Origin of the sequence: Pseudoalteromonas sp. M58 (assembly GCF_042604605.1) — a bacterium.
GTDB lineage: Bacteria > Pseudomonadota > Gammaproteobacteria > Enterobacterales > Alteromonadaceae > Pseudoalteromonas > Pseudoalteromonas tetraodonis.
Genome location: NZ_CP152390.1, coordinates 1,609,518 through 1,622,521 on the forward strand (window position 1 = coordinate 1,609,518; position 13,004 = coordinate 1,622,521).

At 41.4% G+C, this 13,004-nt stretch carries 9 protein-coding genes; 5 read left to right on the forward strand and 4 right to left on the reverse strand.

From position 1 onward, the window contains the following. Positions 1-10: 10 nt before the first annotated feature. The gene (locus AAGD16_RS07385; protein WP_010389931.1) at positions 11-841 is read right to left on the reverse strand and encodes a S1 RNA-binding domain-containing protein; all 831 of its coding nucleotides are present in this window, start codon (positions 839-841) and stop codon (positions 11-13) included. A 2-nt stretch (positions 842-843) separates the two neighbouring features. Next, the gene (locus AAGD16_RS07390; RefSeq protein WP_377114638.1) at positions 844-2,166 is read right to left on the reverse strand and encodes a DEAD/DEAH box helicase; all 1,323 of its coding nucleotides are present in this window, start codon (positions 2,164-2,166) and stop codon (positions 844-846) included. Positions 2,167-2,371: 205 nt separating this feature from the next. On the opposite strand from AAGD16_RS07390, the gene AAGD16_RS07395 reads away from it, so the two are divergent. Next, positions 2,372-3,379 (forward strand): rhodanese-related sulfurtransferase, encoded by a 1,008-nt coding sequence (locus AAGD16_RS07395; protein ID WP_377114641.1) that lies wholly within the window; start codon positions 2,372-2,374, stop codon positions 3,377-3,379. Positions 3,380-3,435: 56 nt separating this feature from the next. Here AAGD16_RS07395 and AAGD16_RS07400 read toward each other — a convergent pair whose 3' ends face one another. Further along, positions 3,436-3,873 carry a hypothetical protein gene (locus tag AAGD16_RS07400; RefSeq protein ID WP_377114644.1) on the reverse strand — a complete coding sequence of 146 codons (438 nt, stop codon included), beginning with the start codon at positions 3,871-3,873 and terminating at the stop codon, positions 3,436-3,438. A gap of 221 nt (positions 3,874-4,094) precedes the next feature. Here AAGD16_RS07400 and AAGD16_RS07405 point away from each other — a divergent pair, with 221 nt between their 5' ends. The 4 genes from AAGD16_RS07405 (at position 4,095) to AAGD16_RS07420 (ending at position 10,881) form a co-directional block, all read left to right on the forward strand. Then, positions 4,095-5,111 (forward strand): efflux RND transporter periplasmic adaptor subunit, encoded by a 1,017-nt coding sequence (locus tag AAGD16_RS07405; RefSeq protein ID WP_016899935.1) that lies wholly within the window; start codon positions 4,095-4,097, stop codon positions 5,109-5,111. 2 nt (positions 5,112-5,113) lie between these two features. Beyond that, positions 5,114-8,194 (forward strand): efflux RND transporter permease subunit, encoded by a 3,081-nt coding sequence (locus AAGD16_RS07410; RefSeq protein WP_215522115.1) that lies wholly within the window; start codon positions 5,114-5,116, stop codon positions 8,192-8,194. An 86-nt stretch (positions 8,195-8,280) separates the two neighbouring features. Continuing rightward, positions 8,281-10,176, forward strand: a complete 1,896-nt coding sequence (locus AAGD16_RS07415; protein ID WP_377114648.1) for a putative nucleotidyltransferase substrate binding domain-containing protein — start codon at positions 8,281-8,283, stop codon at positions 10,174-10,176. Positions 10,177-10,179: 3 nt separating this feature from the next. Then, positions 10,180-10,881 (forward strand): 3'-5' exonuclease, encoded by a 702-nt coding sequence (locus AAGD16_RS07420; RefSeq protein WP_013464886.1) that lies wholly within the window; start codon positions 10,180-10,182, stop codon positions 10,879-10,881. Between the two features lie 78 nt (positions 10,882-10,959). Here the strand turns inward: AAGD16_RS07420 and AAGD16_RS07425 are convergent, their stop codons facing one another. Beyond that, positions 10,960-12,540: a BCCT family transporter gene (locus AAGD16_RS07425; RefSeq protein WP_013464887.1), complete on the reverse strand. Its 1,581-nt coding sequence runs from the start codon at positions 12,538-12,540 to the stop codon at positions 10,960-10,962. Positions 12,541-13,004: the final 464 nt, after the last annotated feature.

The following is a 13,004-nucleotide window of genomic DNA, read 5'->3' on the forward strand; positions in this document are numbered from 1 at the left end:
TTTTATTTAATTATTTTAAACGAATAGACTTAGCTTCAATATCAATTAAGCCTTGTTTAAATAAACCGCCAATGGCTTTTTTGTAATTTGCTTTGCTGGTCGAAAACACTTTTTTAATTAATTCAGGTTCAGACTTATCGCCTATGGCTAATATGCCACCCTCATCCTTTAGTTTTTCCATTATTTTTTCACCAAGCTCGCTTACTTTACCCATGCCTGGTTTTTCAAGTATGACGTCAATTTTTCCGTCTTCACGTACTTTTTGAATAAATCCTTTTAGCTTTTGACCAACAAACAGGTTTTTAAACACCATGTTGTAAAACACGACGCCAAAATGGGATTCTTCAATAAGCACCTTGTAACCAATATCAGTTTTGCCTGCAACAATTAAGTCAACTTCTTGTAAGTGACTATACTGAGGCTCATCTTTTGATAAAAAACGGTTAAAGTTAGTTGAGGCACAAATACGCTGACTGGCGTTATCAAGATATAAACGCACTAAATATGAGTAGCCTTCTTGCATACGTGGTTTTTGTTCATTAAACGGTGCGAGTACGTCTTTTTCTAAGCCCCAATCTAAAAACGCGCCTATGCTGTTTATTTCTTTTACACGCAGTAGGGCATATTCACCCACTTGAGCATGCGGCTTTTTAGTTGTTGCTGTTGGCAGGTTTGCATTATCTAAAAATGTGAATACACTGATGCTATCGCCGGCTTCAAGCTCATGTTTTATTTCATGTTTAGGTAAAAAAACTTCACCTAAGTCGTGCCCATCTAAATAGGCACCTTCGTTGCTGACTTCTTTAACAAAAAGGGTTTGGGTGGTTCCTAGGTAACTCATAATTATTCCTGCTCAGGCTTTTTTTTACGACGCATCGGGGTATCACCATCAATATTAAGAGGTGCTTTAATTGGGGCCGCTGGCTTTTTCGGTTTTGCTGTTCGTTTTGGCTGTGGCTTATTCGCGGTCACTGCTTTTTTAGTCGGTTTGATTGGCGCTACTTTTTTCTCTTTAATACCTTTAAATTTCGCTTTTAAACCCTCAACAGCAGCAAACGATAATTCATCATTTAAAAATGATTTTATTGCCAAGTAACTTGCCCAATCTTTAGGGCCCACAAGTGATAATGCGTTACCTTTAAAACCAGCACGACCAGTACGACCAATACGATGAACATATTCTTCTGCGTGTTTTGGTAAATCAAAGTTAATAACATGGGTAACACTGAGTAAATCTAAACCGCGCGAAGCAACATCTGTAGTAATTAATATTTTAAAGTTTTCACGGCTAAACGCATCCATAATATCAAGACGCTTACTTTGAGTTAAATCCCCAGCTAATGCGACAGATTTAAAGCCTTTACTATTTAATGATTCACTTAAACGGCTGGTATCAGCTCGTGTGGCAGTAAATATAATGCACTGGCCAACGTTATCTTGATTTAAAAAGTGCTCAAGCAGTGCTTCTTTATGATCAAGATGGTCAGCTAAATACAGTGTTTGTTTAATATCACTGTGTTGCTCATTGGCTGCACTGAGCATAATTTGTTTTGGTTTTTTTAATAAATTACGCGATAACGCATCAACTTGAGCATGATCTAATGTCGCCGAAAACAACAAAGTTTGACGAAGACGATGATCGGCCAGTTCATTAATTAATTTAAGTTGATCGGTAAAACCTAAATCTAAAATACGGTCAGCTTCATCAAATATAAGTAACTCTAGGCCACTTAATTGTAATGAACGTTGCTTTAAATGATCGGCTAAACGCCCAGGTGTGGCGACCACAAAGTGAGGGTCGTTACGCAGTGCTTTAATTTGGTCGTTAAAATTTTCGCCACCGAGGATTTTAACGGCCTTTATGTTGGTACCGGCAATAAGTAATCGAAGTTGAGTAAAAACTTGGGTCGCAAGCTCACGAGTTGGAGCAACAATAAGTACACGAGGATCACGTTTACTGAGTGCTTTTTGTTTCATTACACGCTGCACAGCCGGTAATAAAAACGCTAAAGTTTTGCCTGACCCAGTTTTTGACTGAGCGAAAATGTCATGTCCCGCCAGTGCCGTTGGCACAGCATGAGCTTGAATATCGGTAGGCTGGGTGATCCCTTGGTGCGCTAATTGTGTTTCTAGGCGAGTATCAATCCCAAGATCAGTAAAGTGCAATGTATGTTTCTCCAATATGAGCAAGTCTGTATAAATTTATCCGCGCATTATAGCCCACTGAGCTACTGCGCTAACAGTAAAAAGCGCATTATCATCCATTTTTTTGCATTTAAATAAAAAAAGCGTAAAATACGCGCCCCATATGCGCCGGATTTACGATTCGGTAAACGCCCCTTGCGGGTTTTAAAAGCAAAATAGGAATACCATGACTGCTGTCCATAAAGATAATGTAACCAGCGAACACTTTGTTGTATGCGCTCTGTATAAATTTGTTTCTCTGCCGGATTTTGAAGCACTTCGCCAACCTTTACTTAATGTAATGGAGCAAAACGAAGTACGAGGCACTTTATTAATTGCCGCAGAGGGGATTAACGGTACTGTCTCTGCAAAACGTGAAGGCATAGATAATTTACTTTCGTGGTTAGACACCCAACCAAATTTAGACAACATTGTTACCAAAGAATCATTTGATGACGAATGCCCGTTTTACCGCACAAAAGTTAAGCTGAAAAAAGAAATTGTGACTATGGGTGTTGAAGGCGTAGACCCATTAAAAGTAGTGGGCAGTTATGTTAAGCCACATGAATGGAATGCCCTTATTTCTGATCCAGAGGTGATCCTTGTTGATACCCGTAATGATTACGAAATTGAAATTGGTACGTTTCAAAACGCAGTAGACCCAAACACTAAAACGTTCCGTGAATTTCCTCAGTGGGCCAAAGAAAACTTAGACCCATCAAAACATAAAAAAGTAGCCATGTTTTGTACTGGTGGTATTCGCTGTGAAAAATCAACAGCCTATATGAAAGAGCAAGGTTTTGATGAGGTTTACCACCTTGAAGGCGGCATATTAAAATACCTAGAAGAAGTGCCAAAAGAAGAAACCATGTGGGAAGGCGAGTGTTTTGTATTTGATAACCGTGTAGCGGTAAATCATGACTTACAAAAAGGCTCATACGATCAGTGTCATGCATGTCGCATGCCTATCACAGAAGAAGAAAAGCAAAAGCCAGAATACATGGAAGGGGTGTCGTGTCACCACTGTATTGACAATGTAACCGATGAACAACGCGCTCGCTTTGCAGAGCGCCAAAAGCAAATAGAGCTTGCTCAAGCGCGCGGTGAAGGCCACATTGGTAACGAAGCACAAGCTGTTTTACAACAACGTAAAGAAGCTAAAAAAGCGCAAAAAGACGCACAGCGAAATAAATAAGCGGTACTTTTTGTTTGTACGCTATTAATAAAAACCTCAGTTTCAACTGAGGTTTTTTATTTTAAACTCTTTTCACAATTGCTTGCGTCTGTAGTAGAGAGCGTGACCTTGTTGGCAGCATTGACGAGCACACATTTTGTGTTTTTATCGAGCTTTTTCTTTTGAATAACGGTAAATTTACCTTCATCAGCAGCATATAGATTATACTGATACGCGGTATTCCCCCCTTCAAATAAAGCAGTAAATAATCCACCGACTAATCCACCAACAATGGCGCCGCCAATCATTTCTTCTTTATTGCCATCTAAGCTATCTACAAAGCCAAACCCCGCACCAGCAGCTATTCCAGTTCCCACTTCTGAGGAGAGTGTTACTTTTTGTATTGATTCAACAGACGCATAATAACGTTTAACAACTTGATTTTGATCTGCCCGATCAATCCCTGGTGATGCACAGCCTGATAGCAAGATCACCATAATTAAACTCTTTTTCATAAATGTGCCTTTATTAAAAATATTGATGAGCTAAATCATAGTCATAAATGTAATTTAAATATGTGTGGATTTTGTATGCAGCTGTAAAAATATGTAAGAGTGGCTAGCATGCTTAATTTCAGCTTATTGTTTTGCTAATTTATCGTACTTAGCTATTTATTGATCATAGAGCTGTTAAACTGCGTAACATAATGGAAATAATAATTAATTAGGGTCATCCTTTGAAATCGCGAATTCTTTTTACCAGCGTGTTTTTTTCTTTAATGTCGTTAAGTTTATCTGTAAAGAGTGCCAATGTCGTGGTGGAGCAGGTAGCGATGGAACGTGCTAAAGAGCAAGTTCAGGCTGTCGGTAACGCCGAAGCAATTCATTCGGTTATTTTATATCCGGCTGTGGGCGATAAAGTAACGGCGGTCCATTTTAAACCGGGTGATAGCGTAAAGGCCGGTGATGTGTTACTTGAACTTGATTCTCGCAGACAAAAAGCAGCACTTGAAGAGGCAAAAATAAAACTTGCTGATACCCAAAGAACCCTCGCACGTTTAAAGCAAAGCCAAGCAAAAGGGGCTGTGCCACAGAGTGATGTGGATGATGCAAAAACAGTTGTTGAATTAGCAAAAGTGACCCTTACCCAAGCAGAAACAGAATTTGAAGACCGCCAAGTTCGTGCGCCTTTTAACGGCACTATGGGACTTACCGACGTTGAAGTGGGTGACAGAATAACTCCCCAAACGGCGATTGCAAGTATTGATGATACGCGTGCTTTATATATAAACTTTAACGCCCCAGAATCGGCCGTTTATATGCTGCGCAATAAAGGCAATGTAAAAGTATTCCCTTGGCAGTCACAAAATGCTGTAAACGCAAAAATTGCTTATCTAGATTCACGAATAGACCCACAAACCCGCACCTTACGTGTAAAAGCGCAGCTTGAAAACCCGCAGCAAAAGTTCTTACCCGGCATGAGTTTTCGTGTTCATATTGAAGTAGAAGGGCAACGTTTTGCTGCTGTACCTGAGGCGGCATTACTGTGGGGAGCAACAGGCCCTTACGTATGGACAAGTGTTGATAAAAAAGCCACTCGAATTGATGTTAAAATTGAACAGCGCCTTGCAGGTCGTTTATTAGTTTCGGGGGCTTTAAAAGAACAAGATAACTTAGTGGTAGAGGGCGTACAGCGCTTACGAGCTAACCAAGAGCTAAGCTTCTCAGCGCCAATCGCTAATACGCAGGAGTAGCCATGAAACAGCAACCTATGATGCAAGACTTGCCATCAATGGCTATTCGCCGCCCAGTGCTTATTGTGGTTCTGAATTTACTGATTATTATTGCCGGAATTGCCGCCATAGCAGGCGTAGAAGTTCGAGAGCTTCCAGATGTAGACAGACCCCGAATTACCGTATCAGCCTCGTTCCCTGGTGGTTCACCTGAAACCGTTGATACCGAAGTTACCAGTAAACTTGAAGGTGCCGTGGCCCGTGTGAGCGGTGTTAAATCGATTCGTGCGCAAAGTGAAGAAGGTAATTCACGTATTGTGGTTGAATTTAGACCGGGTGTTAACCTTGACGACGCTGCGAATGAAACGCGTGAGTCCGTTGCTCGAGTGCAAAGAGAGCTCCCTGAAGAGGTAGAGCGCGTTTCTATTATTAAGGCTGATAACGACGCTGAAGCGGTGGTTTCATTAACAGTATCAAGTGAAAGCTTATCGTTAGAGGCATTAACAGAGCGGGTTGATGTTGACTTAGCGCCGCAGTTTTTAACTATTCCTGGTGTTGCCGACGTACGATTAAACGGCGATAGAGAACGTGTGCTCAGGGTTCGCATTGATCCATTAAAGCTCAGCAGTTTTAACTTAACGATTCCAGATGTTGCCGATGTACTCAGACAAGCCCCCTTTGATGTGCCTGCAGGGAGTTTAAAATCAAACGATCAGCAAATAATAGTGCGCGCTGATGCAACGTCTGTTACCCCCGCACAGGTGGGCGATATTATAATTCAGGGCGATACCCGTATTAGCGATATCGCCGCGGTATATTTTGGCCCAGCCGATCCGCGCTCTATGGTAAGACTTAATGGTAAACCTGTTATTGGTATGGAAATTATTCGCCAAGCACAGTCCAACACCATCGAAATTTCTGATGAAGTACTCAACCTTATAGAGGGAATGCGTGAGCGCTTTCCTGAGATGGAGTTTACGCTAACATCAGATGATGCGCAGTTTATTAGAAGCTCAGTAGATGAAGTGATTAACTCATTGGTTCTAACGGTACTGCTAGTGATCATCACCTTATGGGTGTTTATTGGTTCATGGCGTGCAACATTAGTCCCAGCATTTGCCATTCCTGTTGCGCTTATAGGTTCATTAGCTCTGATATGGGCACTTGGGTTTTCAATTAATATTTTAACCTTATTAGCACTGGTATTAGCGACAGGATTAATTGTTGATGATGCAATTGTAGTGAGTGAAAATATTCAACGCCAGCGAGGGTTAGGCCTTGGAAGGCGTGCCGCAGCGGTTGTTGGTACCCGTGAAGTATTTTTTGCCGTTATTGCCACCACTGCAGTATTAGCGGCTGTGTTTGTACCCATCGCATTTTTACCCTCTACAGCAGGGCGTTTATTTAGGGAGTTTGGTGGCGTACTAGCTGGTGCGGTAATTATATCTAGCTTTGTTGCGTTATCGTTAGTGCCGGCGCTCACCTCTAAACTAAAGCTTAAGCAAGGTGGTTTTCATCCCTTTGCGAAATTTGGTAACGTGCTTGCCAATATTTATACCAAAACAATTCATAAAGTACTGGATCATGCGTGGGTTACCTTTATTGTTTGTTTATTAGTTGCAGGCGGTTCGGGTGCTTTGTATATGAGTTTAGATAACGAACTGCTCCCTACTGAAGACCGCGGTAAAATTAGAATATTTGCCCGCGGACCTGATGGCGTAGGCTTAAATTTTATGGATAGACAAGCCATTAAAATGGAAGATACCTTACTGCCTTTCGTTGAAAGTGGTGAAATTGAGTCTATTTACACTGTGGTTGGGCAATGGGATCCCAATATTGTGTTTATTACTGTGCCATTAAAGCATTGGGATGAACGTAACTTTAGCCAACAAGAAATTATTAATAAAATTCGCGAGCCTTTAGGTAACATCCCTGGTGCACCTGCTTACCCTGGTGGTGCAAATAGCTTAAATTTACGTGGCCAAGGTGGCGGCATAGAAATCGCTTTACTGGGACAAGATTACCTTGAAATATTTAAGGCTGCACAGCAGTTTTCAGCTGATCTTGAAAAAGCCGTGCCAGAGGTTGCGCCGGTAAGAGTATCGTATCAGCCATCGCAGCCGCAATTGCGTGTTAATATTGACAGACGACGCGCAGAAGAACTTGGCGTGTCTTTAAGTGATATCGCAATTACGTTAAGAGCCGCTATTAATGGTGACGATATCGCTGATTTAAACATTGGCGATCAATCTATTCCTATTATGCTACAGGCACAAAATCAAACTATTAACGACCCAAGTGATTTAGCAAACTTGTTTATTAGAGCTCGTAATAATCAATTGGTACCGCTCAGTAGTGTCGCTAACATTTCAGAGGAAGGGGTTGCTGCCGAGCTTGAGCGTCATGCTCAGCGCCGTGCCATAGAGCTCAGTATGGAGCTGCCTGAGGGCTTAACAATTGCCACCTTAGTGGAGCAAATAAAGCAAGTGTCTGAGCAATCATTACCAGCAGGTATCACCCTTGCGTTTAAAGGGGAAGCACTGACATTTGAAGAAACCTCCAACGAAGTATTAATGACCTACGTATTGGCATTTTTAATTGTGTTTTTAGTACTTGCGGCGCAATTTGAAAATGTTAACAGTGCAATCGTGGTAATGATCACTGTACCATTTGGGATTACATCGGCCATTCTAGCGCTGTATTTAACCGGTACCTCACTGAATATTTACTCGCAAATAGGCCTAGTGATGTTAATTGGGTTAATCGCTAAAAATGCAATTTTATTGGTCGAGTTTGCTGATCAATTAAGAGATCAGGGGCTGAGTGTTCGAAAAGCGGTTGAACAAGCAGCATTGGTACGTTTAAGACCAATCACCATGACCTTAATATCGACCTTACTCGGTGCGTTACCCCTCATTATGTCAACAGGTGCCGGAGCAGAAGCACGTAATGCCATTGGCTGGGTGGTATTTGGTGGACTTGCGTTAGCGGTATTGTTTACGCTTTACTTAACACCGGTGATTTATTTAGGATTAGCCCGCTTTACCAGTCCTCGTGGCGATGAGTCAAAGCAATTAGCCCAAGAGCTGGAGCAACTTGACTAACTAATTACGCTAATTGGCTATTTTTCTTTGAAAAAATAGCCAATTAAGCCCACAATTCAACTAGATTAAAGCCACAAGGATCACCCATGCAGGCCGAGCAAGTTGAAATAGCCCAATTTTTAGTTGAACACCCCCCCTTTGATACGCTTGAGAGCGAGGCACTAAACGAACTAGCAATGCAAATTGAAGTTGCTTATTTTCGTGCGCAAACTGATATTTTACATTTAGGCCAAGATATTAGTGACTTATATATTATTCGTAGTGGCTCGGTTGAAATTTCACGTCGTAATGGCGAGCTCTATAATCGTTTAGCCACAGGCGGCATTTTTGGCCAAATGGGCCTATTGATGAACCGCAAAGTGCGCTTTCCGGCTCGAGCCCTAGAAGACACCTTAACCTATTGTATTAACGTTAATACCTTCAACGAATATTGTGATAAATACGAAACCTTTGCCGATTTTTTTGAAGTGGATGGTAACGTACGTTTGCACCAAGCCATTGTAGAGCAAGCCGACAGCAATGATTTAACCACCGCGAAAGTGAAGTCATTATTACACCGTGATGTGGTCACAGTAACAATGCAAACTGCTATTCAAGACGTCGCATTTTTAATGACGCAAGAATCGGTCTCTTCAGTGTTAGTTACCGACATAGAAAAACAAATAAGCGACGATCCAGAAGAAGACGACGGTCAAGTTGTTGGGATCATAACCGACAGAGATATTCGCACTAAGGTGGTTGCCCAAGGGTTAACATATGATACACCCGCCAAAGAAGTAATGACATCAAGCTTAGTACTACTTGATAGCAACGCCTATGTTTTTGAAGCCGTATTAGCCATGCTAAGAGATAACTTACATCATTTACCTGTGGTACATAAAAAACGGCCTATTGGGGTAATATCGCTGTCTGACATTTTACGTTATGAATCACAAAGTAGCTTACTGTTAGTACGCGGTATTTTAGCGCAGCAATCAGTTGATGACTTAGTTCATTACGCGCGGCAATTACCTAATGTATTTGTACGTATGGTTAATGAAGATGCAAATTCGCATATGATAGGAACCGCTATGGCGGTCATAGGCCGTACCTTTAAACAGCGTTTGTTAGCACTGGCCGAAGAAAAATTTGGCGAGCCGCCTATTCCTTATTGTTTTATAGCCTTAGGCTCAATGGCCCGCGACGAGCAGCTAATTGTGACTGATCAAGATAATGCTCTCATTTTGGATAATAGTTTTGATGAGGCACTGCACGATGAGTATTTTCAAAACCTATCAGATTTCGTGTGTGATGGTTTAGCTAAATGTGGCTATACCTATTGTGAAGGTGAAATTATGGCGTCGTTTAAAAAATGGCGTATGACCCGTACACAATGGAAAGAAAAATTTGCTAGTTGGATGGCCGAGCCGAAACCGCAAGCACTGCTTAATAGTTCGATATTTTTTGACTTAGATGGTGTATGGGGCAAGCTAAAATGGGCCGATGAGCTTAAAACGCTGGTGGCCAAAGAAAGCAAAGTAAACAAACGCTTTTTAGCGAACCTTGCTGCCAATGCCCGCAATAGAACGCCGCCACTAGGATTCTTTAACGGTTTTGTGCTTGAGCATAATGGCCAGCATAAGCGGTCAATGAACTTAAAACGCCGTGGTACGGCGCCACTATCTGATGTGGTGCGCGTGCACGCCTTAGCGGTTGGCTCACGTAAACAAAACTCCTTTGAGCGCTTAGAAGATATTATAGAGGCAAATTTACTGCCTAAAGGTAAAGCACAAGATTTACGTGATGCGTTTGAGTATATTGCCACAGTACGTATTCGTCATCAGGCGTGGCAAATAGAGCAGGGTGAAGCCCCAGATAACGATCTAGACCCCCATTTACTTTCACCCTTTGAGCAAAGTAATTTAAAAGAAGCCTTTGCTATTTTAGAAAAAGCGCAAAGCTTTTTAAAATTTAGCTATTCTGCGCACCCGGGTGTGAAATAAGTTATGGCTAAATCACCGTTAGATTGGTCACAGCGCTACGAGCAGTTATTGCAAACTGCGCAAAACCCGTTACTTAAAGACTTTTATCAACAAGCGTTTACCAATCAGGCTGCTCCACTTAAAGATGTCCCTTTTGTGGCGCTCGACTTTGAAACAACCGGCCTTGATGCGAATAGCGATGATATTGTTAGTGTGGGGCTGGTGCCTTTTAATGTAAATCGTATTTATTGTAAAGAGAGCCGCCACTGGGTGGTGCAACCACGACGAGATTTAAGTGAAGAGTCAATAGTTATTCATGGAATTACTCATTCAGAAGTGGATGAAGCCCCTGATCTTAATCGAATTTTAGCGCCACTGCTTGATGCCCTTAAAGGCAAAGTGGTGGTGGTACATTATGCTGCAATAGAACGTCATTTTTTTTATAACGCGCTACTTATGCGTATAAAAGAGGGCATTGAGTTTGCACTAGTTGATACGATGGAAATAGAAAGGCGGGCGCTTAAAGCGCGGCAGGGGTTATTAGGCAGGCTGTTTAATTCAAAGCTAGGATCACTTAGGTTAAGTGATACACGGGAGCGTTATTCATTGCCACTGTATCAAAACCATAATGCGCTTACTGATGCACTAGCCACTGCCGAGCTGCTGCAAGCGCAGCTGAGTTACCACTATAGATCAGACACGCCAGTGAGTGAAATTTGGCTTTAGCTATTGAAGCATTACTGTTAAAAATAGAGCACAAAAAAAGCCGCAATTTGCGGCTTTTTTATTATGGAATGTGTTGTGTTATTTAACTGGGCGAGGCTCAGTTCGTAAACCTAAAATTAAGCTTACACACATCAATAACAATACAATGGTAAATGGCAGACCGGTTGATATAGCCCCCGCTTGCAGTGCTTCAATCGCTTGAGTGCCACCAATCCAAAGTAATGCAGCAGCGATAGCACCCTCAACAGACGCCCAAAAAATACGCTGTGGTACCGGCGCATCAATCTTACCACCTGCTGTGATTGAATCGATTACAAGTGACCCTGAATCAGAAGAAGTAATAAAGAATACCAGTACTAAAACAATAGCAATGAAAGATAAAACGTTCGCCATTGGCATTTCATCAAGCATTTGGAACATCGCCATAGGCACACTTGTTAAACCGTCAGTTCCTAGGGCACCAATTCCATTAACTACTTGGTCAATTGCGATGCCGCCATAAATAGACATCCATAAGATAGTGACTGCTGTAGGAATAAGTAGTACAGCGGTTAAAAACTCACGAATTGTACGACCACGTGAAACACGGGCAATAAACATACCTACAAACGGTGACCACGAAATCCACCAAGCCCAATAAAATACTGTCCATCCATGCATCCATGTTTCATCTTCACGACCATGTGGGTTACTTAACGGAATAATGTTTTCTACATAGCCCATTACTGTGTTTGGTATATTACCCATAGATACAGCAAAACCAACTAAACATACAAATACCAGTAGCACTAAAGCAATAAGCATATTGACGTTACTTAGTAGCTTAACGCCACCATCAATGCCTCGAATAACTGAGACAATGGCTAATAACGTCACCCCTGTAATAACCAGAATTTGTGAACCTACGCCACCTTCAAGACCAAATACGTGGTTAATACCCGCTGAAGCTTGTTGAGCACCTAATCCTAAAGATGTTGCCAAACCAAATAAGGTCGCAAGCACAGCTAGAATATCGATTATATGCCCCGGCCAGCCCCATGCTTTATCACCTAAAATAGGGTAAAAAATTGAGCGTATAGAAAGCGGTAAGCCTTTATTGTATGTGAAAAACGCTAAAGAAAGCGCGACAACCGCATAAATGGCCCAAGGATGAAGACCCCAGTGGAACATAGTTGCGCCCATTGCAAGCTTTGCTGCTTCTGGGGTGTTGGCAGCCACATTAAGCGGTGTTTCATACCAGCCGGTGTAATAAGCCACCGGTTCAGCAACTCCCCAAAACATTAAGCCAATACCCATACCTGCTGCAAATAACATTGCCAGCCAAGAAATACGAGAGTGAGATGGTTTAGCATCGTCGCCGCCTAAACGGATATTGCCGTAAGGCGAAAAAATTAAAACTAAACAAAAAATAACAAAGAAGTTAGCAGCCCACATAAACAGGCCGTCAAAATTATTAATAATATCGGTTTTAATACCATCTAGCGTCGTTTTAGCAACTTCGGCATCAGATACTAATACGGCAATTAAAAACAGCGCTATTAACCCTGCACTTATTCCGAATACAGGGTTATGTATATCAAACCCCCATTTTTGCACGTTGTCTTGACCTACGGTGTAGTCCGTATTGTCAATACTGTACTTGTCATGATTCTCGCTCATGCAATACCTCATTGGTTAATGAAACAGGCTGGCTTAATGCCAGTTTTTTATAGTTCACTGTATTCGTCTTATTAGATTCTTTGCCAAAGCTAACAACACGAATAATTAGAAGACTAACTAATTTAATTGCCCATCATACCTTTACTGCTAGGGGAGTTAAATATTAAATACGAAAGAATTAACACTTTGCTAAAATTTTGAGCTGACTTTGTCTTTTTATTGTACATATCTGGTCGCTTAGAAAATGAAAACTAACGCGTTAGCACTTTATTTTATAGTCGTAAATAGCAATGAATGCAAAAGCTAAGTTAATGAATATTCAAATTAATAGGGAGTATAAACAGATAAATCACTTGATTGGATACGCTAAAAGCGTACTCTGATTTTTAAAACTAAGAGTAGTTTGTTAAATGGGCTTTTTTATGACTTTTTAATTACATTTTTATAGCTTTGGGTTTTTAGCT

Excerpts from the sequence above, each read along its gene's own strand:
- AAGD16_RS07425 (WP_013464887.1), bottom strand. The coding sequence starts at position 12,540 with ATGAGCGAGAATCATGACAAGTACAGTATTGACAATACGGACTACACC.
- AAGD16_RS07385 (WP_010389931.1), bottom strand. The coding sequence starts at position 841 with ATGAGTTACCTAGGAACCACCCAAACCCTTTTTGTTAAAGAAGTCAGC.
- AAGD16_RS07395 (WP_377114641.1), top strand. The coding sequence starts at position 2,372 with ATGACTGCTGTCCATAAAGATAATGTAACCAGCGAACACTTTGTTGTA.
- AAGD16_RS07415 (WP_377114648.1), top strand. The coding sequence starts at position 8,281 with ATGCAGGCCGAGCAAGTTGAAATAGCCCAATTTTTAGTTGAACACCCC.
- AAGD16_RS07400 (WP_377114644.1), bottom strand. The coding sequence starts at position 3,873 with ATGAAAAAGAGTTTAATTATGGTGATCTTGCTATCAGGCTGTGCATCA.
- AAGD16_RS07420 (WP_013464886.1), top strand. The coding sequence starts at position 10,180 with ATGGCTAAATCACCGTTAGATTGGTCACAGCGCTACGAGCAGTTATTG.
- AAGD16_RS07410 (WP_215522115.1), top strand. The coding sequence starts at position 5,114 with ATGAAACAGCAACCTATGATGCAAGACTTGCCATCAATGGCTATTCGC.